We start from the raw sequence: 25,098 nt of genomic DNA on the forward strand, positions 1-25,098 counted from the left end.
AGCGACGATTTGATGTTCAGTCATTTTTTTCATAATTAAATCCCCTTTTCTTTTATCATAGAGAATTTTCTACTTTTTTGCTGTATTATTTTAGGGGATAGTTACACAACATCGACAACTAACATTGAGTAGATTTAAGCGCAATATGCCCGATCCTATTCCGGTTATTATCTTAGGCCGTTTAGCTATTGATAAAAATTACAAAGCAAAAGGGTTAGGTGCGGCATTATTAAAAGATGCTATATTACGCTCGAAAGAAGTCTCTAAACAAGTTGGTTCTAGAGCACTATTGGTACATAGCTTAACAGATGAAGCCAATGCGTTTTATATTAAATTTGGATTTGTTGATTCAGGGATTCAGGAAAGAACAATGCTAATCTCTTTGTGGTAATAAAATTGAGCTTAATTGTACATTTTTAAAGCAGCTAAATTTAGGGATACAAATACGGGTACATTTTTCATTTAAATTTTTCAAATCCTGTAACCACAAGGCTTAAACCCACATCTTCGATTCCGCGTCCGGGCACCAATCACCAAATTCTAAGACCTGCTTCTAGCAGGTTTTTTTTATGCCTAAAGCCTTTTCAAATAAGCCTTTCAGCTTGTTTCACTACTCAACTGAAATTACCTCAAATCAAGCGGAAAATCGGATACAAATCCGGATACATTTGGTTCGATAATGGCGTGTATCCATAAAATGGCTTTAAAGCCTTTGTTTTTAATGGTTATGAAAGGAGGATGGTTGCGCAACTGAGCATAAAGCAGTTTAGCTAAATCGATAATAGTTATGTTTTCTTTATGATAGAAAAATGAGTGTAGCACTATTAAATCACTTAATATAACCGTTTTGATTAAAGAATAATGTTATCATATTGCAATTATAGTGGTATAAATCAAATGCTAACAAAGATAACGAATGATTTATTACAAAAATTTATTATTATTCATATCGCTATTCTTTCCAATAGTCAGTTATGCTGATTGTGAAAAGTGGATTAATCAGTTGATAGATGAACTCCACCATACTCGTACAAGCAATATGGCAATTTGTAAAGTTTGGCCAGCAGATGAAAGCAAAACCATTGTGGTTTTACCTTTTCCTCATGAAACTGGTGAGAATGATACTTACGATCTTGACGTTTTGTTAATTAATAGTGAAAGCGGTGAATTAATTGCTAATCGATGGCAAGCTGATGCATTAATAAGTGATGCGATCAGATTAGATAGTTTTGATATAGATACTGCTCGTTATCAGCTTAATCCTCAAACCCTTGCTTTCGGTATCCGTTTTAATTATGTAGGTAGCTCTCAAGCTAATCCATTCAATATACAATATTTAAACCTTTATGTTGAACAAGGTAAAAAATTAAGACAAGTTATTACTCAGCTTCCAATGAATCAATCATCTGGCGAATGGGATACAAATTGCGACGGAGAATTTGAAACCCATGACAAGAAAATAATACTAGGAAATAACACAACAAATGATTATGTTGATCTAATTATTTCAGAAAAATCCCAAAATCAAATATATAAAGAAAACGATAAAGGTGAATGTGCTGAACAAGTTATCAATTTACCAAACAAAAGAAATTTTTTGCACTATAACGGTGTGGAATATCCTATAACCACTTCTGTAAAATAAAATTGAATATAATTTTTAATCAGTTTTTAAATAAAAACCATATAATAAATTCAGAAAAATACAGAAATTCAGCATAATTAAAAAAATATTTATGTATTCTTTTTTACCATTTTCTTTAATATAGATTTTTTGAATAAAAAATGGCATTATTTTTGCATATTTTATTTGTTACACAGTACTTAACCTTAACTATCGTTATATTCGTGTTAAAAGTTATTTTCAATCAAAAGTCGCAATCTTAATTATGGTGCATAATTGCACCATATGTGTGCAAACAATAGGGGATACGAATTTAAACAAAGCGAAAGCGAATTAATATAAAAATTAAAATTAGAACGTTTTACTAAATCTATATTTAAAAAATATTAAAAATACGACATTCTTGCCTTTGTTTAAATGTTACAAAATCGGGCTACAGTAAAATAATTGGAGTGGTTTTATGAGTAATCTAAGGAAATATAAACGTAAATTTTTGATGGGCGCAGGACTAATAACAATGCTTGCGAGTGCACAACTTCATGCTGCAGGAACGTTAGTTTATTGTGCAGAAGCTTCACCTGAAATATTTAATCCACAGTTAGCAACAAGTGGTATTTCAATGGATGCGAGTGCAGTTCCTGTTTATAATCGTTTGGTAGAATTTAAATTAGGTACTACCGAAATTGAACCTTCTTTAGCCAAATCTTGGGATATCAGCCAAGATGGTTTAACTTATACTTTCCATTTACGCGATGATGTTAAATGGCATAGCAATAAAGAGTTCAAACCAACCCGAAACTTAAATGCTGATGATGTTATTTTTACATTTATGCGACAAAAGGATAAGAATCATCCTTATCACAAAGTTTCTGGTGGGCAATATGAATACTTTGGAAGCATGGGATTTCCAGATTTAATCAAAGAAATTAAAAAGATTGATGACCATACTGTCGTATTTGAATTAAACCATCCAGAAGCTCCTTTCTTAGCCGATTTAGCAATGTCATTTGCTTCTATTTTATCAGCCGAATATGCTGATACTATGCTTAAAAATGGCACACCCGAAAAAGTTGATTTAGTCCCCGTTGGTACTGGTCCGTTTACTTTTGTTCAATACCAAAAAGATTCAAGAATTCTTTATAAAGCAAATCCCGATTATTTTGGCCCTAAAGCCCAGCTTGATCGTTTAGTGTTTTCAATTACACCAGATCCTACAATTCGTTATGCCAAATTACAAAAAGGAGAATGTCATGCGATGCCATATCCAAATGTAGCAGATATTGAACGAATGAAATCAGACAATAATATTGTTGTTAAAGAAATGGCTGGGGTTAATATTGGCTATTTAGCCTACAATATGGATAAGCCACCACTTGATAAGTTGCAAGTTCGTCAAGCATTAAATATGGCCGTGAACAAAGATGCGATTATAAAAGCTGTTTTTCAAGGTGCGGCAGAATCAGCTAAAAACTTTATTCCACCATCTATGTGGAGTTATAACGATGAAGTAAAAGATTATCCTTATGATCCAGCGCAAGCAAAAGAATTATTAAAATCTGCTGGCTTAGAGAAAGGGTTTACTATCAGTTTATGGGCAATGCCAGTACAACGCCCATATAACCCAAATGCACGCCGTATGGCCGAAATGATTCAAGCGGATTGGGCTAAAATTGGTGTAACAGCTAAAATTGTGAGTTATGAATGGGGAGAGTATTTATCTCGTATTCGTGATGGTGAACATGATGCTGTATTAATGGGCTGGACTGGAGATAATGGCGATCCAGATAACTTTTATTCTGTTTTAATGAGCTGTGATGCGGTTAAAGCTGGTGGTCCAAACTATTCACACTGGTGCTATAAACCATTTGATGATTTATTACAGCAAGCTCGTGTTGAATCAAATCACGAAAAAAGGGTTGAGCTATATAAACAAGCACAAGTCGAGATGCGTGAGCAAGCACCAGCATTAATGATTGCACATTCAATGGTTTATATGCCATTACGTAAAGAGGTTAAAGGCTATATTATGGCTCCTTTATCATTACATAATTTTAACCAAGTCACGCTTGAAAAATAGTATTCCTTGCGATTAACCACCTAGGTGTGGTTAATCGCTACGTTGGGTTTTGCTAAATTTAGAGCTATAAATCTATTTTTTAATAACAATAAAATTTTATCTATTTTATAAACGATAGTTTAAAAGCAATATTTAAGAGCTACTACATGTTTCAATTTATTCTAAAGCGGTTAGGTGTACTTATTCCAACGTTTATTTGCATCACACTACTTACTTTTATTTTTGTTCACCTTATCCCGGGTGATCCCATTATGGTGCTTGCAGGAGAGCGAGGTTTAACCCCTGAACGCCATGCTGAATTAATGACTCAACTGGGTTTAGATAAACCACTGTATCAACAATATTTTCAATATATTATAAACATGCTTCATGGCGATTTAGGAACCTCTTTTAAAAGCCAAATTCCAGTATGGGATGAATTCGTCCCCCGATTTAAAGCAACATTTGAACTTGGATTTTGTGCAATGCTGTTTGCTGTTAGTTTTGGGGTCCCGATCGGTGTTCTTGCCGCAGTGAAACGTGGTTCAATATTTGATCACACAGCAATAGGACTATCATTAACAGGTTACTCCATGCCAATTTTTTGGTGGGGGATGATGCTAATCATGTTAGTCTCAGTGCACTTAAATTTAACCCCAGTATCGGGTCGTGTTAGTGATATGCTTTTCCTAGATGAAAGTAATCCTTTAACCGGATTTATGTTAATTGATACTTTATTATGGGGTGAAACAGAAGATTTTATCGATGCTGTTACTCACTTAATCTTACCTGCAATTGTGTTAGGAACCATTCCATTAGCGGTCATTGTCCGCATGACCCGATCTTCTATGTTAGAAGTATTGAGTGAAGATTACATCCGAACCGCACGCGCAAAAGGCGTTAGTCGAATTCGTATTATTCTTGTTCATGCATTGCGTAATGCAATGATCCCTGTTGTTACCGTTATCGGTTTACAAGTTGGAACAATGCTTGCTGGCGCCATATTGACCGAAACCGTCTTTTCATGGCCAGGAATTGGACGTTGGTTAATTGAAGCACTACAACGTCGAGATTACCCCGTCGTGCAAAGTGGCGTTTTAATTGTCGCAGTCATGATTATTTTAGTGAATTTATTAGTTGATATGTTGTACGGGGTTATTAACCCACGTATTAGACATAAATAAGAGTGTTTTTACAAATGAATAAACAGGTTATTACTGAACCAACCAATACGCAAGACACCCGTTTAGTCGTACCTAAACCATTAACGCCTATGCGTGAGTTCTGGTTCTATTTTTCAAAAAATAAAGGAGCAGTCGTTGGACTAGCCTTCATTATTATTGTTGCATTATTAGCTATCTTTGCTAATTTTGTTGCACCACATTCCCCTTCTGAACAATTTAGAGATGCATTACTAGCACCACCTGTTTGGATGAAAGATGGCAGTTGGCAATTTATTTTAGGGACTGATGATGTAGGACGAGATATCCTATCCAGACTCATTTATGGTGCCCGTTTATCCTTATTAGTCGGTTGCTTAGTAGTCATTATCTCATTAATTTTAGGGATTACATTAGGATTAATTGCTGGTTATGCAGGTGGTTTTTTAGACAACATAATTATGCGTGCTGTCGATATCATGCTTGCCTTACCCAGTTTACTACTTGCCCTTGTTTTAGTTGCTATATTTGGCCCATCAATTATTAACGCCTCAATAGCATTAGCTTTTGTTGCATTACCACATTATGTTCGCTTAACACGCGGAGCAACGATTGCTGAAATTAATAAAGATTATGTTATTGCCTCACGAGTTGCTGGCGCGGGAGCCTTACGGCAAATGTTTATCAACATCCTACCAAACTGCTTAGCACCATTAATTGTACAAGCTTCATTAGGATTTTCGAACGCAATTTTAGACATGGCTGCATTAGGTTTTTTAGGCATGGGTGCACAACCACCAACACCGGAATGGGGAACAATGCTTGCTGACGTATTGCAATTTGCACAATCGGCATGGTGGATAGTGACCTTTCCTGGCTTAGTAATTTTAATGACAGTGTTAGCTTTCAACTTAATGGGAGACGGTTTGCGTGACGCACTTGATCCTAAATTGAAACAGTAATGGAGATACAGTCATGGCACTATTAGAAGTAAAAGAATTATCTGTTCAATTCGGTGGATTTAAAGCGGTAGATCACATTAGTTATGACGTTGAACAAGGACAAGTTGTTGGCATTGTTGGCGAATCAGGTTCAGGAAAATCAGTAAGCTCACTTGCCATAATGGGACTGATTGATTTTCCCGGAAAAGTCAATGCCAATGCATTACACTTTGATGGCAAAGACCTTCAACAGCTCTCAACCAAAATGCGCCGTAAAATTGTGGGTGCAGATGTGGCAATGATCTTTCAAGATCCGATGACTAGCTTAAACCCGTGTTTTACCATCGGTTACCAAATCATTGAAACATTAAAAATTCACCAAGGCGGTAGTAAAAAAGCGCTCAAAGCAAGAGCAATTGAATTACTTAAATTGGTAGGAATTCCTGATGCTGAAAATCGATTAAAGGTTTATCCACACCAATTATCTGGCGGAATGAGCCAACGAGTAATGATTGCAATAGCAATCGCATGCAATCCAAAACTATTAATTGCTGATGAACCAACAACTGCGCTTGATGTCACAATCCAAGGGCAAATTATCGAATTACTGCTTGAATTACAACGTAAAAATAACATGGCATTAGTTCTTATTACGCACGACTTAGCGCTAGTTTCAGAGGCCGCACAAAAAATTATTGTAATGTATGCAGGACAAGTTGTTGAAATAGGTGATGCTGAAATTATCTTTAAAAAACCACTACACCCTTACACACAAGCGCTATTACGATCACTGCCTGAGTTTACTCAAGACAAAGAGCGATTAGCATCGTTATCAGGTGTAGTACCAGGAAAATATGACCGACCAACGGGCTGTTTACTCAACCCTCGTTGTCCTTATGCTACTGAACGTTGTCATACCCAAGAACCAACGCTAGTTAGCTATAGTGAAACTAGAAAAGTAAAATGTCATTATCCACTATCGAGCGAAGGGATACCACAATATGAACAATAATATGGAAAATAACGAATTACTGCTTGATGCCCGAAACCTGACAAAATATTATCATGTAAAAATTGGTTTTTTTTCTGAAGCTAAACAAGTTAAAGCTGTTGACGGTGTATCTTTCACATTAGAAAAAGCCAAAACACTTGCAATTGTTGGAGAATCAGGCTGTGGAAAATCATCATTAGCAAGATTATTAACAATGATTGAAAAACCCACATCAGGCGAACTCTATTTCAAAAACCAGAACCTATTAGATGATGATCAACAAGCGCAAAAATTGCGACGCCAAAAGATCCAAATTGTTTTCCAAAATCCATACTCATCATTAAACCCACGCAAAAAAATTGGTGCCATATTAGAAGAACCACTAATCATCAATACCGATCTAACCGCCAATGATCGCAAAGCAAAAGTGCTATCAATGATGAAAAAAGTTGGATTAAAAGAAGAATTCTACAATCGTTATCCCCACATGTTTTCGGGAGGGCAACGACAACGAATAGCCATAGCCAGAGGTTTAATGCTTGATCCCGAAATAGTAGTTGCTGATGAACCCGTTTCAGCATTAGATGTATCTGTGCGTGCACAAGTACTCAATTTAATGATGGATCTACAACAAGATCTAGGTTTATCTTATGTTTTTATTTCTCATGACCTTTCTGTTGTTGAACACATTGCTGATGACGTCATGGTGATGTATTTAGGTCGTTGCGTTGAACAAGGACGAAAAGATGACATCTATCGCAATCCAAAACATCCATACACTCAAGCACTATTATCAGCAACGCCAAGATTAACCCCCGATCTTAGACGAGATAGAATAAAATTAGAAGGCGAATTACCAAGTCCGCTAAACCCTCCTTTAGGTTGTGCGTTTAATGCTCGATGCCGTTTAGCGTTTCCACGTTGTACAATTGAACAACCGAAGCTGATTGATTATAACGAGCATAAAATTGCGTGTTTTTGTATAGAGGAAAAAAATTGTAGTAGCTCAAACTTAATCTGACAGACACTTATTACTCATCGACCTCCATCATTAACAAAATGAGGGGGAGGCCGATGCACAAAATAAAGACGATTACACATTCAATACGACATCAAATAATATAACTTTTTATTATAAAATAAGATATTTCTATATGCTCCTCCTTAATAAAACATTTTTCTAATTATGCTTTAAACGTAATCCAAGGTTTTAGTTTGGCGACGGTTTGAATCAAACCTGCGTTTTGTTGGGAATTAATCACTGGTGTAATTGGCTTATAAGCGGCAGGCGCTTCTTCACTTAGACGTTCCTCTTTTAAGCTAATACATTGCCATGGTAAATCAACCTTATCAGATACCACTTTTTTGCTACGCATTGACTGCCGTCTTTCAGCTCTACCTGCACCGTGTGAGCAAGACCATAACCAATTTGGATTTCCTTTGCCAACGGCAACATAAGAGTAGTCCCCCATCGATCCTGGAATTAATACGACTTCATCCTGATTAGCTGGTGTTGCCCCTTTGCGGTGAATATTCATGCCATGCTCAGATAAAATAATATTATGCGAAATATCCACAATTAACTGACTGTTATCATGTCTAAAAATCGCTATTAATTCTTTACGTATCAATTCAGTTATGACAATTCGGTTTATCCATGCATAACGAGCAGCAACTCCCATAGCTTGCAAATAATTTTGTGCATTATCATCGGATAAACCAAACAATCCTGATGTAGGATATTTCTCATTTACTGGCCATAATTCTTTGGCTTTATCTTGCCAACGCTTGCCAATATAAAATCCCACATCACGTGAACCTGTATGAATCATTATCACGATAGCATCTTTTTTTAGCCCCATTTGATAAGCTAAATGTCGATCAAAAATCTCATCAACAATTTGTAACTCAACAAAATGATTTCCAGATCCTACAGTACCTAAACTTGCCGGTCGAATAATATCTCGCTTTTCAAAAAAGGCTTCAGGCGCATATTTACTATCTGCCACAATTAAATGATTACCAGATATTTTATCAAGCTCTGCCCATAACCGTTCATAATTAACCGAATTCCATAGCCCCTGCTGAGGTAATTCAGATAACCATGCCGAAATATCTTGATCAAATAATGCCTGAAAAGATCGCGGCGTAACAGGAACATCACGTTCATCTTGCAATAATACGCGTTTTAATTGCTCAATAATTGAAGACTTTTGTTTACACACTTGCTCATAACTTAAGCCCGTTGTAAAGAGCCGCATACCACAATTAATATCAGTGCCAATTGCAGCTGGAATAATAAAATTCTGCGTGGTAGCGACAATACTACCTACTGGTGCAATAGTACCCGGATGAAAATCGGGTGTTGCACGCGCAGTACAAACTTTACCTAAACTATTAGGTATTTTAACTGAAGCAAAATTTAATAGTTGTTCTACGGCTTTTTCCTCTAATGGTAAAGGATTAGGCAATAATACCTGAGCAGTAGTATTTTCTTTATTAAAAGTATAAATATCATTATTAAAATGACTTTCAATCCCAAGGCGGGACAAGCGTTTTTGTAAACGGGTAAATGTAGACATAATAGCCACCTAGAAAACAATAAAATAGCGTCTCCTCATATTGAGAAGATAATTACTGTTTTCCTGCAGCAGCACTATTCAGGAAAGCGGACACATTTTATACAAAAAATCTTTATCTGTAAAGATATTGAGATTTGATAAACCATATATTAATATCATGGATTACAATCAGTATTAAATCAAAACATAAAATTTAAAAGAAAAAATAAAGAATTATTATGGATATGGAAATACAAAAAGGTATGGTAACACCATGCAAATCTGAAAAAGAATTGTTACAGCATTTTGGTTGTTATGGATTTGAAAAACAACTCAATTTTTATGAAATAATTGGTGATAGTGATTGGCAAATAGATATCAATCAAGGGGTTATTTATTTTGGTGATAATATAACCTTTTCTATTCAATTATTAGGTACTTTTTCTTTATCTTCTGAAACATGGCTTTGGTCTTGGAATAATGAAGCATCGCAACTGCCCACATCGGTTATTGAACAAGCGTTGAGTTTAAAAAGCTATGGTGAAGAAAATGATATTAATTTATTCACTTCTGCTCAATTTGACACTACACAAGAAGATTTATACAAAATAGGGGTAATTGCTACAGGGATGTTTGATACAAATGGATACTATCTCGCTAATTTTGGCGAAGGAATAGCATTGGTAACCATTAAAAAAGATCATATTAACTCAAAAAATAATAACCAGAATAAAATCTCTAAAATTTTGCCAAAATTTATAACAAATTTATTTGGGCGTTCTTCATCTGAAAACAATAACGATGAGCATAAAAATAATCAAACCCAAATTTTTGAAACTTTTTCTCAATTCATTTCAAACTTTGATGTGGATCATTATCAGGCACTTAAATACTATCTAATTGCTAAAGATTATCAAATAGAAAAAAGTAATTTAACAGATCAAATAGAGCTTGTTGCCATAAAAAATGAGCAAAAAATAGTTGCTAAATTTGATAAACAATCTCGTTTAATTAGTTTAAATGCATAAATACAATGATTAGTAAGATCTTTTCATTTATGCAATAGATTTTACCAATACATTGATTAAGCTTTATTAACCATATCCCAACTTAAACCAAACTTTGCCAAATATTTTTTTAAACGATCTGCATCATTGCGACGTTGTTTTTTTATACGAGACACAGCAAACAACCTTCTGCCAGCTTCAGATAAGCAGCTACTTTTTTGGCAGATTTCGATCACTTTTTCTAATTGGTAGCGATCAAATTCATCTATATCTTGAGGGATTAATGGATTATCACATTTGTGTTTTCCCCAATTTTGTTTTAAACGTAGAATCTCTTTTTCTACTTGTTCCAATGTAATATTAGCTTGTGGTGCTAACGTTGCCATTCGAATAATCGAGCTATTCAATTCACGAAAGTTACCCTGCCATAAGGCTTCCTGAGAGGTAGCAAAAGCTAAATAAGCGCGTCTTGATTGTTGATTGAAACGTGGCATAATACCGTATTCTTTAGCATAACGCGCCAATTCATAATCAATATTCGGTTCGATATCTTCTTTTCGTTCGGCTAAACTCGGCAGTTGATAACTCCACAAATTGATTCTGGCAAACAGATCTTCACGAAATTCACCATTCTCAATCGCCAATTTAAGATCTTTATTAGTCCCAGCAATTAATTGAAAATCACTCTGAATCGGTTTATCACTACCAAATGGATAAAATTGTTTTTCTTCGATCGCTTTTAATAACATTGCTTGTTCATCAAGACCAAGTTCACCAATTTCATCTAAAAATAATAATCCCCCGTCAGCATTTTTAAGTAATCCAGTACGAGCAAGATTTGCACCCGTAAATGCTCCTTTCACATGGCCAAATAAGGTTGACATTGCACTATCACCTCGTAAGGTGGCGCAGTTAATTTCGACAAATTGACCGTTAATTTGATGATTAGTGTGTTTTAGCAAATAAATTTGTTTAGCTAAAAATGATTTACCAGCACCAGTTGGCCCACACAATAAAATAGGGGCATGCGATCGACTAGCAACCTGTTCTATTTCAGCAATTAATTGATTAAATTTTTGGTTACGAGTAGCGATACCTGACTTTAACAGATCGGTTGCTTGAATGGCATATTGTTGAAAACGGGTTAAGATTTTATCATAACGATGCAAATTCAAATCGATGATATTCATATTACCGTAAGGTACTTGCGCAATGAGATCCGCTTCCTCTAAGCTATATTTTTTTTCCATTATCTCCTTTTTGGATGGTGGAGACATTTGTAATAATTTAGCTGGATAATAGCGCGATTCTGCTAGTAAAAACCAACAAATTTGTGCGACATGCGTACCCGTTGTGATATGCAAATAATACTCTTCTTGTTCTGAATTAAATGAGTAGTGTTTCGAAATATCAAAAAGGCAGGTATAAACTTGTTCAAAATCCCATGGATCATCTATATTTACTGCGATTGGCCTTACTTCGGTTTGTGGTGATAAAATTTTAATATCTTTAACAACTTCGCAAAGGAGATGATAATCGTTTTGATAATAGAGCAATTCAAATCGAGTTAATGGCAGATCAGATTGATGACATAAATCGATAGTCGGTCGCCATTGCAACCATCGTCGTTTACCTTTACCACGTTGATCCAGTACATTTCCTAAAAAACCAAACACGACATTCTTTTTCATTTTTATAAAAATTTATAAATTAATAGATAAAATTATAAAAAACAAACTTATTTAAATCTATCTAATTTTTAGATTGTTCTGTTTTAAATTTATTTTTTTGTTTTAAATCAAATTGATATTAATTATTTTTATCTTTCTTTAATTTTTGGCACACTTTTAGCAAATTATAATAATGAATCACAAAAAAGGTTTTATCGCCCAAGAAAAAGGGGATAACATCTCAAAATAAAACTGAACTTGTAAACTTAGTAACTTAACGTTGCATGAAATTTAGATGGAATTAAAAATGAGTCAATATAACTTATTACAAACAGATAACGCAAAACCAATAAAAATGTGGACAAAAGGCGTGCCTGTTGAAGAAGAAGCCAAAACCCAATTAACCAAAACGGCACAATTACCGTTTATTTTTAAACATATCGCCGTCATGCCCGATGTACATGTAGGAAAAGGATCGACTATCGGTAGTGTGATCCCAACCATCGGGGCAATTATACCAGCAACAGTAGGCGTTGATATTGGCTGTGGAATGATTGCCGTGCAAACATCCTTATTAGCACATGATTTACCTGACAATTTATTACCATTACGGCATGAAATTGAAAAAGCAGTACCTCATGGTATAACACCAAAACATAAAGGTCGAGATAATGGTAGCTGGCAAAATCCACCATCACTAATCGATGACTATTGGCAACAGCTATTACCCAGTTTTGAAAAATTAACTGAAAAATACCCACGTTTTTTAAATACCAATAACTACCGACATTTAGGAACACTCGGCACTGGCAACCATTTTATCGAAATTTGTTTGGACGAAGCCGATCGAGTTTGGATTATGTTGCATAGTGGATCACGTGGTGTAGGTAATGCTATTGGTAGCTTTTTTATAGAAATGGCTAAAAAAGATATGGAGAACCATATCAAAAATCTACCCGATAAAGATTTGGCCTATTTACAAGAAGGCACTGAACATTTTCATGATTATATTGATGCCGTACATTGGGCGCAAGAATTTGCAAGACTCAACCGTGAAGCCATGATGAATAATGTTATTTTAGCAATGCGTAAAGTCATTACTAAACCATTTACCACCCACATGTCGGCGGTAAATTGTCACCATAACTATGTACAAAAAGAGCAACATTTTGGTGAAGAAATTTTCATTACGCGTAAAGGTGCGGTGTCTGCTCGAAAAGGTGAGCTAGGGATTATTCCAGGCTCAATGGGCGCAAAAAGCTATATTGTGCGAGGACTTGGTAATGAAGAAAGTTTCTGTTCATGCTCGCATGGTGCAGGGCGAGTTATGAGCCGAACTGAAGCCAAAAAGAAATTTACCATTGAAGACCAAATTAAAGCAACAGCGCATGTTGAATGCCGTAAAGATGCCAACGTGATTGATGAAATCCCAATGGCATACAAAGATATCGATGCAGTAATGACAGCCCAAAATGAACTGGTCGAAATTGTCCATCAATTACGGCAAGTCGTATGTGTGAAAGGGTAAAAAATATTGAGGAGCAATCCTCGATATTGGTGGAAATAAAAATATTAAAAACCCTAATTATATCAATGATGCATATAAAATAATGCATTACTATCGTGATTATTCAATTTGATTTAAATAACTAATCATTCTAACAATAAAATATTTAAAGGATTAACAATGAAAGAAAATACTCAAAATTCAACGACAGAACGATCAGATATGGCTACTACTCAACCATTTCCAATGGTATGGGATAACAATAAAATCAGTATTTATCAATTTTTACTGCCTTATCAAAATGCTGAAAAACTGCCTGAAATAGCCCAAACACTTCCTGATGAATCATCTGATGATACAAAATTAAAATGGGCAGCAGGGGCCATGGATGGGGTTAGCAATCATCATGGCGCATCATCTGAACAAACATGTGTTGAAGAAATTTTAACGTTACTAATCACAATATCAACACAACCCAATAAACACGATATCAAAAAACTTTACACCTTAATAAATACGGAAGGTACTTTAAGTTTTATTGATGATTTAAGTGATGCAATACCAAAAGTTGACATTGATTTTGATAAGTTATATGAATTTACCTATTGGTTAGCAACAAATAGCCCTGATCGTGAAATCATTAAGTTTAGTATTGCTGTATTAGGATGTTTTACTATCGAACAAACAGACTTATTTTTATTATTAGGCATGCATGAAGAGTTTACCTTATATTCAGCCGTTGCATTACAAAACACCTTATCATCACCAGAACAAGTCGAAAATGCCTTAGTTACTTTAGCTAAAAAAGTGGATGGTTGGGGTAGGATCCATATCGTTGAACGATTAGCCGGATATCAATTATCATCAACAACTAAAGATTGGTTATTAAAAGCGGGTTATCAAAATAGCGTTATGAACGAATATCTTGCTTATACTTGCGCAACAGCAGGTGAATTAAATCAAGTTTTAGAACAAGATTGTGTTGATTTAGCTTTATTAGAATCTGCGGGTGAAATTTTAGAAGCACTCATCATGGGCGGACCAGCCGAAGATATGCACTGTTATGAGGAAGGTGCTATTGTTTGTTTAAATTATTTAAAACATTTACTAAAACTACCCTCATTAGCTGAACTCCCCCCTTTACGGACAGTACTGACTATACGTGATTTTGTTAGCAACCAGCTTAATGAAAGCTATCCTAATTGGGATGAAAAAATAAAAAATGCAATTATTGAAAAAGCAAATGAGTTTATCCATCAAGATAAATGGTTAGCATTGATTGAACACGATTTAATAACTGATAATAGCAGTAAATTTTGGTTAGCGGCTGATCTTTACACACAATTTGGATTTGATGCATGGGATGCGCGTTTTGCATATCAAAAAAATCATCAGGATGAACAGTGGTATTATTTAATGCAAGCCGATGATATACAAAGAGTACACCAAGTTATGCAGTTAGCTGGCCAACAATATGACTTTACAAAAATCGCAACTGGGCCAGCGCTAGAATCTGCATTTGGCATCAAATATAAAGCACACCGTGCATTGGATGCTATTTTACAAGAGCTCAACCGGTTTCCAGGTGTTGGCGAAGATCTTATATTAATTGGTCTAAACAGCCCAGTAATACGCAACCGAAACATGGCATTAAATGCGATTGAAGCTTGGGATAAACAATGTTGGACAAATAAACTAATGCTTGCCTTGCAAGGGCTTATTACAAACGAACCTGATGATGAAATTAAAAAAAGGTTGGCAACGCTACTTGCTTCGCACAATAGTTAAATGTAACTACTCCTTAAAATAGTACAACCCAAAAGTAGAAAATTTTCTATGATAAAACTAAAAGAGGATTTGAATCTAAAAATTAGAAAAGCGTTTACCAACAGGGAAAATCACATGATATCACCATTAAATTTAAAACACTAAAACAGATAGCATAATTTTCTACTTGAGTTGTATGCTAACTATGGGGTATTTACGAGTTCCACAGTATAAAATTGTTGGGCAATTTTCTGGCTGATTAGAGCTATTAATTATTGCTTCAAAGTAAGCTTACTTGATATTTTTTGTATCCCACCAATAGAATAATGACAGCATAATAAAATTGCCGGATATATTATAAAATTAAGGGTTATCATTGATGTGATACCTAACATCCCCATAATAAAATTTAGATTAAAAATCAATTTATTATTATCTTCAACAATTAACATGAATAAAATTGGAGACATTAAGGTAATGATAAAACCAATTGGCACTGCGCAAATCACTAAACCTATCGGTTGTTTTATTTTATTTAAAAGAAAGATTGAAATTAGAATAAAACAGAAATAACACAAACCATAACATATCAAATAATATAATTCTGGTGTGCGATGTTTTGCGATAATCATTCGATAACACCATTGGTAACTTAGATAGGCACCTATAAAGTTAAACAATACGATAATTAATAAATTAATTATTTTCATTAGTTTGCCCTTTTTTGTCTTCAATCTCTTTTACCGCTTCTTCCAAAGAGCCTGGTAACCGATAAAGTTCTTGTAGACCATATTCACGCAAAATGTGTACCTAGTTGTGTGAAATTGTCCATCCTTGTAGTAAATAAATTAGCTTCGACATCTTGCTGAATATTTTTTCTACTTTATTGGTTAAATTGTTATATATGTCATTATATCCATATACTTTACGCTTGTGAATCAGGCAGTCGGGCGTGCGGTTTTCCATCGCCCAATAGTGACTATGATGTGCGTTTTATTTATGTGCATCGGTTTAATAAATACTTAGCCATTGATAACCCTGCTTCAAATTTAACTTTTCCTATTGATGATGAGCTGGATTTACATGGTTGGGATTTAAAAAAGACTTTACAATTGATCCGTAAATCGAATACTACGCCATTTGAATGGCTGCAATCGCCCATTATTTATCAACAAAATGCACCAATTGCTAATCAATTATGGCAACTTTGTTCCAATTTCTTTAATGCTAGGGGTAATATTTATCACTATTTAGGGATTGCTAAAAGTGCATTACAAAACCGTGAGGGACAGCAGATTGGGGTAAAAAAATTGTTTTATGTATTAAGACCTTTATTAAGTGCCAAATGGTGTTTAGAAAAACAGCAAATCGCCCCCATGGCCATTACGCCATTATTGACACTATTACCTGATGATTTAAGCCAGCAAATCAATGATATTATTGCCTTAAAAGCAACCATGACTGAATCAACACCTATCACTATCGATCCAGAAATCTTATTGTTTATTGAACAATCCATGAGTAAGATTAGCGAAAGTGTACAAGCTATTGCTGAACAACATTTTAAATCTGATAAGTTAGATCACTTTTTTATACAAACATTGATGAGCTTAAAATAAGACAAGGAATACAAGATGACAATCGATGATTTAAAAACACAAAACTTAATCTTATTTGAAGTCATCAGCGGTAGCCGTGCATTTGGTTTAGCCACTGAAACATCAGATACCGATATCAAAGGCGTTTTCTATCTACCTAAAGATAAATTCTATGGAATTAATTATATTCCACAAATTAGTAATGAAACCAATGATATTGTTTATTATGAATTAGGGCGATTTGTGGAACTATTACTGAAAAACAACCCGAATATTTTAGAAGTGTTAGCCTCGGATCCAAGCTGTATTGTTTATCAGCATCCAATAATGCAGCATTTAACCCTCGATCTGTTTTTATCCAAACAGACCAAGCAGACCTTTGCCCACTATGCCATGTCTCAAATAAAAAAAGCTAAAGGATTAAATAAAAAAATTAATAATCCCGTTGCAGTAACACGTAAAACTGTACTGGATTTTTGTTATATTATCGAAGGTCAACAAGCTTATCCATTAAATGATTGGCTAGCTCAACATAGTTTTAAGCAACATTTATGTGGATTAGTGAATGTGAGGCATGGGCGAGATTTATATGCGCTGTTTTACGATCCATCAGGAAGCTGTGGTTATCATGGGATAATACAACAGCAAGATTCGACCGAACTGTGTTTATCATCGGTTGCTATTAATACGCCAGTTATCGCTTATTTAAGTTTTAATCGTGATGGTTTTTCATCGCATTGCCGTGACTATAAAGCTTATTGGCAATGGGTCGAAAAGCGTAATGAACAGCGTTATCAAAGTAATATTAAAAGTGGCAATGATTTTGATGCAAAAAATATGATGCATACTATTCGCTTATTGCAAGTGGCGCATGAAATTATGACACAAGGCACAATAACCAATAAACGAGCTAATCGCGATGAGCTGCTTGCAATTAAAAATGGTCAATTAAGCTATGATGAGATTATGCATATTGCAGAAACATTGTTAAGCAAAATTGAAACCGCATCAATCACTTCAATGTTGCCAGAAACACCTAATTTTACTAAAGCGATTGCGCAGTTAGTAAAAATGCGTGAATTATTATATAACCACTAATGATATCGCAAAATAATAACAGTTCATGATTGAATTATAAAAATAATTCAATGAGTTATTTACAATACATGTCATTATGTTAATTTATTTCACTTCCTTGTGATACTCTAATTTAAGTATGAAATTATTTTAATTTAGATTTTTTGGTTTCTTTTCTTTCTTTTAGCTCTTTCAATTCAAATTCCCAAACCTGCCAAAAATCCATATTTGTTGGTTCCAAAACATTCATTTCGTGATTAAACTTTACAATATCACTAAATTCATTAACACAATACATATCAGCATCATTAATAATTTTCAAGATTGGGATTGCTTTAAGCCCTGTTTCCTGCATAAATTGATGGGCAATAAAATCAAGCCTCATCCAATCAGCACTTAATTTAGAGGCTGTATAAGTATGAAAACCATATAAAAATGTCCAAAAAGGTCCCACTGCCATTGCTTGAGGACGACGCCAAATCTCTTCTTTTACTTCAATATAAATACCTCTATGGGGGATAGCATCACAATCTTCACCAAGTAAATGAGCAACATATTCATCAGGAAATTTAATTGCCAAACTATTTTCAATATTGCGAATATCTTGCAATACTATTTTATCTTCAGCCATTGGAAAAACACTATAATCTCTATCTAAATACTGATTCATTAATAAAATCGTTTTGTCTTCCATCCGCATTCCTCTTTAATTTTTTATTTACCCATTTTTTAAGCAAAATATTATAACTTTTAGTCTATTTTTTAAAGGGTATTTTAATTAAACAGATCAACTGGTTGGCTTTAAAATGGAACAATTATCGTACATAAAAATGGACAACCTTTTTATAGATTGCCCATATCGCTTGCTTAATCCGCCTGTTGCAACCAATATATAGCCTCATAAGGTTTTAAGCTTATTTCAGTGTTTAGTGGTGAGGTATTGGAGTAATTACTCAACAATCTTTGCCAGCCAATAGTTTGCAACTCTTTTGGTAATTGCCATTTAACGGATTTATCGGTCAGATTGGCTATCACGAGTAACGTTTGATTATTCCAACGTCTGACATAGCACCAATAATCGGCAATATCTGGCGTTAAATCTTGATAATCACCAAAAATAAAAATCGGGTACGTTTTGCGTAATTTAATTAAGGTTTGATAGCAATAAAATATCGAATCAGGATCATCAAGTGCCGCTTTGACATTAATTTGAGGATAATTATTAGCAACCTCAATCCAAGGCTTACCTTGAGTAAAGCCAGCATTGGCTGAATTATCCCATTGCATTGGCGTTCGGCTATTGTCTCTGGATTTGCTAGCAAGGATTGCTAAAATTTTGGCTTTAGGCATTCCTTCTGCTAGTTTTTCTTGATAGATGTTAAGGCTTTCCACATCTTTATATTGTGAAATATCAGTAAAATGAGGATTGGTCATACCGATTTCCTCACCTTGATAAAGATAAGGTGTGCCTTGTAGACCATACAGCAGCATGGCTAACATTTTGGCAGATTGTTTGTGATATTGGCTTTCATTACCAAGGCGTGAGACGATACGAGGTTGATCGTGATTACACCAAAAAATTGCATTCCAAGCCTTACCGTGCATGCCTGTTTGCCAATAGCCAAGGATTTTTTTGAGTTCAAGTAAATCGGGCTTAGCCAGCGTCCATTTATCACCGTTTGGATAATCGATTTTTAGATGATGAAAGTTAAACGTCATGGTCAATTCTTTACCATCTAAGCTAGCATATTTTTGGCAGTTTTCTAATGTGGTGGATGACATTTCGCCAACTGTTTTAAGGTCATTAGGTTGAAACACATCTTGACTGATTTCTTGTAAAAATTCATGAATTTTTGGGCCATCGGTATAAAATCGACGACCATCGCCATTTTCATCATCAGGAAAATCTTGCTGTTTTGAAACTAAATTAATCACATCAAGCCTTAATGCATCAACGCCTTTATCTGCCCAAAATTGACATACTTTTTTGATTTCTTGACGAACAGTTGGGTTTTCCCAATTAAGATCAGCTTGCTGTTTAGCAAATAAGTGTAAATAGTACTGTTTTGATTGTTCATGCCATTGCCATGCTTTACCGCCAAATTTTGACCGCCAATTGTTAGGCTCAACGCCATCAGCTTTAGCATCTTTCCAAATATAAAATGAACGATAAGGGCTTGACTTATCTAAAGCTGATTTAAACCATGGGTGTTCGGTTGATGTGTGATTAAATACCATATCCATCATAATGCGAATACCACGCTCGTGCGCTTGTTTAACCAATCGCTTAAAATCAGCCATTGAACCATAGCTCGGATCTATATCATAATAATCCGACACATCATAACCGTTATCAATTTGTGGGGATGGATAAATCGGCGTTAACCAAATGGCACTAATCCCCAAATTTTTAAGATAATCTAATCGGCTAATAATGCCTAATAAATCCCCCGTTGAACCAGCCCCACTGGCTTGGAAACTTTTTGGATAGATCTGGTAAATAGTACCATTTTGCCACCAAGGGATATCAATTTTATTCATTGTTTGCTCTTTATTATTCATCTTTTTTTCATAAATTAACCGCTCGATGATAAGAACGGTTAATGGTTATAACTAGGGTTTAGCGAATATCTAACGTACCTTTTTTAAGTTTTATTTTATAAACGATCGAAGTTAAAGCAATCGGAACCACAATTGCCACAATCATCGCCAAAGCATAAATCGACCAATAAATAGGTTTAATTGATAAAATACCCGGCAAACCACCAACCCCAATACCATTAGATAACACACCAAACAAACCACAAATTAATCCTGCTAATGCTGAGCCAATCATGGCGCATAGCATGGGGAATTTATAACGTAGATTGATGCCATACATGGCTGGCTCGGTGACACCTAAATAAGCCGATATAGCAGCAGGAACTGACACTTCACGCTCATTATGTTTTTTACTAACTAAAATAATACCCACAACAGCCGAAGCCTGAGCAATATTTGATAAAGCAATAATTGGCCAAATTGGCGTGCCCCCCATACTTTCTGTCATTTGTAAGTCAATCGCAAGGGTTGTATGGTGAATACCGGTAATTACCAATGGTGAATAAAAGAAACCGAAAATAGCAGCACCAATAAACGCATAATCACCCGTCATTAAATATTTCACAATAAAAGCAATACCATTACCTAGCATTCGCCCAAAAGGTCCCAATAAAAAATGTGCTAAAAAGACGGATAGTAACAAGGCTACAATCGGCACTATCACCAAATTTAGATAGTCTGGCACAATTTTGCGTAATCGTGTTTCGATCCAACCCAACGCTAAACCTGCAAAAATAGACGGAATGACCTGCGCTTGATAGCCGACTTTTTCGATACTAAACCAACCAAAATCCCAAACATCAGGTATTTTACTGCCAAGGTCATAAGCGTTCATCAATTGTGGTGAAACCAAAGTGATGCCTAAAACAATACCTAAAACTGGCGACCCTCCCATTTTTTTCACCGTAGACCAGCAAATGGCAACGGGTAAAAAGTGGAAAATCGCCTCGCAAGGTAGCCAAAGTATACTGTAAATTGGTATCAACCAATGATAGGTTTGTATAAGTGGTTTATCATCAATCGTTGGCATTTCGCCAATAATATTACGCACACCTAATAACAAACCACCTGCAATTAATGCTGGTAACAATGGCACAAAAATTTCGGCTAAATTGGAAATCAGTCTTTCAAAAAAAGACATATTTTGTTTTGCTGCTACTTTGGTTTGTTCTTTGCTTGCCTCGTTTAAATTTAATTGCTGGATAAGTGATTGATAATAACTATCAACATCAGTACCAATAATTACCTGAAATTGACCAGCATTATTAAAACAACCTTTTACAAAAGGCAGTTCTTCTATGGCTCGAACATCGGCTATCTTAGGATCAACTAAGGCAAACCTTAATCTTGTTAAACAGTGAGTAACACTGGCAATATTTTTACTTCCACCAACCAACTCAATTAATTGCTTGATTGATTCTATTGCTATTGTTGTACTTTTAGCCATAATCTTATTCTCTCCTTAGTTAAGCCAAATTGAAGCTTACACTATTTTAACTTTATCAATAGACTAACTATTTTGGGGTTGCAATTCACTATAGATTGGATCCATTTATTAATAAATGGAAACATACTCTTGTTTGTGACTAATGTCACATATTGCAGTCAAATAAGCACAAATTAAATAAACATGATTACTGGCTTTATTTAATAAATAAGCACGGTTAACTAATAGCTAAAACAAAAATAAGATGTAATATAGAGTATTAAAAAGCCTTTATAACCTTATATTTATTGCCATCTTTACAGTAAAAAATTAAAGACTAATCTAAAACCATTCTTATATCAGTTAATGCTTAGACACTTAAAAGGAGCAAAATATGAAAATTGCAGTCATTGGTGCAAGCGGTAAAGTAGGGCAACTTTTGGTAAAAGAAGCTATTTCACGAGGTCATCACGTTACTGCGATTGTGCGTAAACCAAATCAACATCTCGATCCCAAAGCAACTGTGCTAATTAAAGATCTATTTGAATTAACCTATGCTGATTTAAAACCCTATGATGTGATTATTGATGCATTTGGCACATGGGCTCTTGAATCACTGCCATTGCATCAAACCAGTTTAAAACATTTAACCGATATCTTGAGCGGTAAAGCTAATCGCCTATTAATAGTTGGCGGTGCAGGAAGTTTATACGTTAATCCACAACATTCAATCCGTTTGATTGATACACCTGATTTTCCTGATGAATTTAAACCATTAGCAACCAATATGGCAAAAGCACTTGATGAACTTAGAAAATGCAATGATGTGCAATGGACTTATTTAAGCCCAGCAATTGAGTTTAACGCTGATGGCGAAAGGACAGGGCATTATATTATAGGAGGCGAAGAAGTGTTATTTAACAACAAAGGAAAAAGCCAAATTAGTTATGCCGATTATGCCATTGCCATGATTGACGAAGCAGAAACAGCTAAATATATTAAGCAACGCTTTACCGTTGCTAGTGAGTGATATTACTAAAATATAGAAAAATACCACATTGTTTACAGCAGGTAAACAATGTGAATAAATCCTATATCTAATACAAGTTTGTTTAAACTTTTCCTAATGCAAGCATATGAAAATAGGGATATTTATCGATTTATCTAACAAATTATTTGCCAAATAAACGATTAAAAAATCCTTTTCTTTTGATAAAATGGCTTTTCATCCTTGATTGCTTGTTGACCAAATTCAGTATCAGCAACAATAAAATCAATAAACATATCAAGTTGAAAAGCAAGCGATAGATAAAGCACTACTAGTTTATCATGATCAAACCCATATCCCGCAAGTGGTTGAAGAAATTTTAAGTAACTGGCAAGCACAATCGCAACAGCAACAATTTAATGCCATTTTAACCGTCGCTTATAAAGAGCGGGTCATTGCCTATTATCATGAATTTAAAAAACAACTGGCAAACCAAGCGCAAAAAATCAATATCGCCATGACCTTTAGCTTTGGTAACGAAAATGATCCAGATAATGTTGATCCTGAAATTATCAACACGATGTTTAATGATTATGCTGAGTTTACTGGCATCAAGTTTATAGCAGGTGATAAAAAACATGGCGAACAAGCCTATTTTGAGGATGTGGTTGAACGTGCTACCCGTGGCGGTAGTGGTCGTAATGGTAAAAATATTGATTTAGTGATTGTCGCTGATCAGCTATTAACAGGCTATGATTCTAAACGACTCAATACCCTTTATGTTGACCGTACCTTAAAATTACAAAACTTAATTCAGGCGTATTCTCGCACCAATCGCGTGTTTGGCTCTAGCAAAGAGTTTGGCACAATTGTAAATTTCCAAACCCCTCGCCTAACCGAACAAATGGTTAACCAAGCGCTTGAGCTATATGGTAGTGGTAGTAGCAGTAGCAAAGCAATTGTTGAAACCTATGCCACTGCCGTGCGCATTTTAGCCAACGATTTGGAGCAATTAGTTTTAACCTTAGCCGATCCAACCCAATGGCAATTAATTCAACATGATGATAAAAAACTAACTGAATTTAGCAAAGCGTTTAAAATAGCGGCTGATCAGCTTAATATTGTCCAACAATATTATGAGTATCAATGGGATAATACCACTTTTGGCATGACCGAGCACCGTTGGTTGCAATATGTTGGTGCATTTAAAAACTTAACGGCTAAAGAAAGTACCACTAAAATGCCAACCATTGTGCCCACTTTAATTGGCAAAACCAAATTAGCAGGCACACAGGTGATTGATGCTGCGCATATTCTTAGCTTAATTGGATCTAAAGTGAAGCATGTTGATGGTGTGCAAACCGTTAACGACGAAACTAAGCGCATAATCTACGAACAAATCCAAGAATTAAGCCAAATGGGCGAAGATCAACAAGCAAAAATATTAAAGGAATTTGTCGATACCGAATTATTAACTGGTCGCCTATCAAGTCAAATCCATTTTGATCAAGCATTTACTAATTGGAAAAACGATAAAATCAAACATGCCGTTAACCAGTTTGCCAACGAATGGGGCATTGATAGCAAGCTATTATTACAAGCAATAACTGAGTTTGAACTATCAAAATCGGACAATGTGCCTTATTTTGCTGAAATTATTCAAACGATTGACTTAAGCAAAGCAAATAAAGATATTGATAATTTATTTATGCTCAATCTCGCCTTACATGACGAACTTCCACGTTGGATGACCGAGATTAAACAACAATTTAACTGATTACTTTAAGATAAAACTAAACAATTAAAAAATTATGTTAATTACAATTGGATGATTATTTATGGCTTACTATACCAATATATTTTCACCTGAAACATACCAAGCTCTTATCCATCAAAATAAATAGAGCCACAATAATAATCTTACTCTTTTGTAAAAAGGTTAGCGTATTTACTATAAAAATCGTTCAAGTATAATGTTGATTTTATTGAAGTTTTTATTTTTAGTTTCCTAGATTCAAACATGAAGTGCAATTTTAAAAACGGTGGAGTGAAGAAAGTAGAAAGGTGATTTATACTAGCCCCTTCGCACCACCACAGTTTGGAGATTGCTATGTATTATAATCA

At 34.9% G+C, this 25,098-nt stretch carries 21 protein-coding genes; 14 read left to right on the forward strand and 7 right to left on the reverse strand.

Annotation, left to right across the window (positions count from 1 at the left end; genetic code table 11):
- Positions 1–124 precede the first annotated feature (124 nt).
- From GQ589_RS10465 to GQ589_RS10495, 7 genes are all read left to right on the forward strand, one after another.
- Entirely contained in the window at positions 125–391 is a 267-nt protein-coding gene (locus tag GQ589_RS10465; protein ID WP_202115082.1) for a GNAT family N-acetyltransferase, read from the forward strand.
- A 525-nt stretch (positions 392–916) separates the two neighbouring features.
- Positions 917–1,645, forward strand: a complete 729-nt coding sequence (locus GQ589_RS10470) for a hypothetical protein (RefSeq protein ID WP_160426042.1) — start codon at positions 917–919, stop codon at positions 1,643–1,645.
- A gap of 439 nt (positions 1,646–2,084) precedes the next feature.
- On the forward strand, positions 2,085–3,701 hold the full coding sequence (locus tag GQ589_RS10475; RefSeq protein ID WP_160426043.1) for an ABC transporter substrate-binding protein: 1,617 nt from the start codon (positions 2,085–2,087) through the stop codon (positions 3,699–3,701).
- A 146-nt stretch (positions 3,702–3,847) separates the two neighbouring features.
- A complete protein-coding gene (dppB, locus tag GQ589_RS10480; protein ID WP_160426046.1) occupies positions 3,848–4,864 on the forward strand; it encodes a dipeptide ABC transporter permease DppB in 1,017 nt (338 codons plus the stop codon).
- 14 nt (positions 4,865–4,878) lie between these two features.
- Positions 4,879–5,802 carry a dipeptide ABC transporter permease DppC gene (dppC, locus tag GQ589_RS10485; protein WP_160426048.1) on the forward strand — a complete coding sequence of 308 codons (924 nt, stop codon included), beginning with the start codon at positions 4,879–4,881 and terminating at the stop codon, positions 5,800–5,802.
- Positions 5,803–5,815: 13 nt separating this feature from the next.
- On the forward strand, positions 5,816–6,793 hold the full coding sequence (gene dppD / locus GQ589_RS10490; protein ID WP_160411770.1) for a dipeptide ABC transporter ATP-binding protein: 978 nt from the start codon (positions 5,816–5,818) through the stop codon (positions 6,791–6,793).
- Positions 6,783–7,793, forward strand: coding sequence for a peptide ABC transporter ATP-binding protein (locus GQ589_RS10495; protein ID WP_160426051.1), 1,011 nt, complete (start codon positions 6,783–6,785; stop codon positions 7,791–7,793). Before dppD ends, GQ589_RS10495 begins: the two co-directional genes overlap by 11 nt.
- Before the next feature lie 163 nt (positions 7,794–7,956).
- On the opposite strand, the gene GQ589_RS10500 is transcribed toward GQ589_RS10495, so the two are convergent.
- Positions 7,957–9,354: an RtcB family protein gene (locus GQ589_RS10500; RefSeq protein WP_160426053.1), complete on the reverse strand. Its 1,398-nt coding sequence runs from the start codon at positions 9,352–9,354 to the stop codon at positions 7,957–7,959.
- Between the two features lie 218 nt (positions 9,355–9,572).
- On the opposite strand from GQ589_RS10500, the gene GQ589_RS10505 reads away from it, so the two are divergent.
- A complete protein-coding gene (locus GQ589_RS10505) occupies positions 9,573–10,361 on the forward strand; it encodes a DUF6882 domain-containing protein (protein ID WP_160411773.1) in 789 nt (262 codons plus the stop codon).
- A gap of 56 nt (positions 10,362–10,417) precedes the next feature.
- On the opposite strand, the gene rtcR is transcribed toward GQ589_RS10505, so the two are convergent.
- Entirely contained in the window at positions 10,418–12,031 is a 1,614-nt protein-coding gene (gene rtcR, locus GQ589_RS10510) for an RNA repair transcriptional activator RtcR (RefSeq protein WP_160411774.1), read from the reverse strand.
- Positions 12,032–12,317: 286 nt separating this feature from the next.
- Between rtcR and GQ589_RS10515 the strand changes: the two genes are divergently transcribed.
- Both GQ589_RS10515 and GQ589_RS10520 read left to right on the forward strand, forming a co-directional pair.
- Complete coding sequence (locus GQ589_RS10515) at positions 12,318–13,538, forward strand: RtcB family protein (RefSeq protein ID WP_202115083.1); 1,221 nt, start codon at positions 12,318–12,320, stop codon at positions 13,536–13,538.
- 159 nt (positions 13,539–13,697) lie between these two features.
- Positions 13,698–15,305: a hypothetical protein gene (locus GQ589_RS10520; RefSeq protein ID WP_160426056.1), complete on the forward strand. Its 1,608-nt coding sequence runs from the start codon at positions 13,698–13,700 to the stop codon at positions 15,303–15,305.
- Between the two features lie 251 nt (positions 15,306–15,556).
- Here GQ589_RS10520 and GQ589_RS10525 read toward each other — a convergent pair whose 3' ends face one another.
- Complete coding sequence (locus GQ589_RS10525) at positions 15,557–15,916, reverse strand: hypothetical protein (protein ID WP_160426058.1); 360 nt, start codon at positions 15,914–15,916, stop codon at positions 15,557–15,559.
- Between the two features lie 288 nt (positions 15,917–16,204).
- On the opposite strand from GQ589_RS10525, the gene GQ589_RS10530 reads away from it, so the two are divergent.
- Together GQ589_RS10530 and GQ589_RS10535 are read left to right on the forward strand one after the other, a co-directional pair.
- Positions 16,205–16,903, forward strand: a complete 699-nt coding sequence (locus tag GQ589_RS10530) for a DNA polymerase beta superfamily protein (protein ID WP_370519436.1) — start codon at positions 16,205–16,207, stop codon at positions 16,901–16,903.
- 15 nt (positions 16,904–16,918) lie between these two features.
- The gene (locus tag GQ589_RS10535) at positions 16,919–17,980 is read left to right on the forward strand and encodes a DNA polymerase beta superfamily protein (RefSeq protein WP_160426061.1); all 1,062 of its coding nucleotides are present in this window, start codon (positions 16,919–16,921) and stop codon (positions 17,978–17,980) included.
- A gap of 124 nt (positions 17,981–18,104) precedes the next feature.
- On the opposite strand, the gene GQ589_RS10540 is transcribed toward GQ589_RS10535, so the two are convergent.
- The 3 genes from GQ589_RS10540 to treB all read right to left on the reverse strand — a co-directional run bounded on the left by GQ589_RS10540 (position 18,105) and on the right by treB (position 22,007).
- The gene (locus GQ589_RS10540; protein ID WP_065610729.1) at positions 18,105–18,653 is read right to left on the reverse strand and encodes a hypothetical protein; all 549 of its coding nucleotides are present in this window, start codon (positions 18,651–18,653) and stop codon (positions 18,105–18,107) included.
- A 173-nt stretch (positions 18,654–18,826) separates the two neighbouring features.
- Positions 18,827–20,500 carry an alpha,alpha-phosphotrehalase gene (gene treC / locus GQ589_RS10545; RefSeq protein ID WP_160426063.1) on the reverse strand — a complete coding sequence of 558 codons (1,674 nt, stop codon included), beginning with the start codon at positions 20,498–20,500 and terminating at the stop codon, positions 18,827–18,829.
- A 79-nt stretch (positions 20,501–20,579) separates the two neighbouring features.
- Positions 20,580–22,007, reverse strand: coding sequence for a PTS trehalose transporter subunit IIBC (treB, locus tag GQ589_RS10550; protein ID WP_160426064.1), 1,428 nt, complete (start codon positions 22,005–22,007; stop codon positions 20,580–20,582).
- A 373-nt stretch (positions 22,008–22,380) separates the two neighbouring features.
- On the opposite strand from treB, the gene GQ589_RS10555 reads away from it, so the two are divergent.
- Positions 22,381–23,016: an NAD(P)-dependent oxidoreductase gene (locus tag GQ589_RS10555; protein WP_160426067.1), complete on the forward strand. Its 636-nt coding sequence runs from the start codon at positions 22,381–22,383 to the stop codon at positions 23,014–23,016.
- 161 nt (positions 23,017–23,177) lie between these two features.
- Here GQ589_RS10555 and GQ589_RS12315 read toward each other — a convergent pair whose 3' ends face one another.
- A complete protein-coding gene (locus GQ589_RS12315) occupies positions 23,178–23,303 on the reverse strand; it encodes an enhanced serine sensitivity protein SseB (RefSeq protein ID WP_160426069.1) in 126 nt (41 codons plus the stop codon).
- A 35-nt stretch (positions 23,304–23,338) separates the two neighbouring features.
- Between GQ589_RS12315 and GQ589_RS12595 the strand changes: the two genes are divergently transcribed.
- On the forward strand, positions 23,339–24,751 hold the full coding sequence (locus tag GQ589_RS12595) for a type I restriction endonuclease subunit R (protein ID WP_202115084.1): 1,413 nt from the start codon (positions 23,339–23,341) through the stop codon (positions 24,749–24,751).
- The last annotated feature ends 347 nt before the right edge of the window (positions 24,752–25,098 follow it).

The organism is Gilliamella sp. Pas-s27, from assembly GCF_009795865.1.
In the GTDB taxonomy this organism is placed as follows: domain Bacteria; phylum Pseudomonadota; class Gammaproteobacteria; order Enterobacterales; family Orbaceae; genus Gilliamella.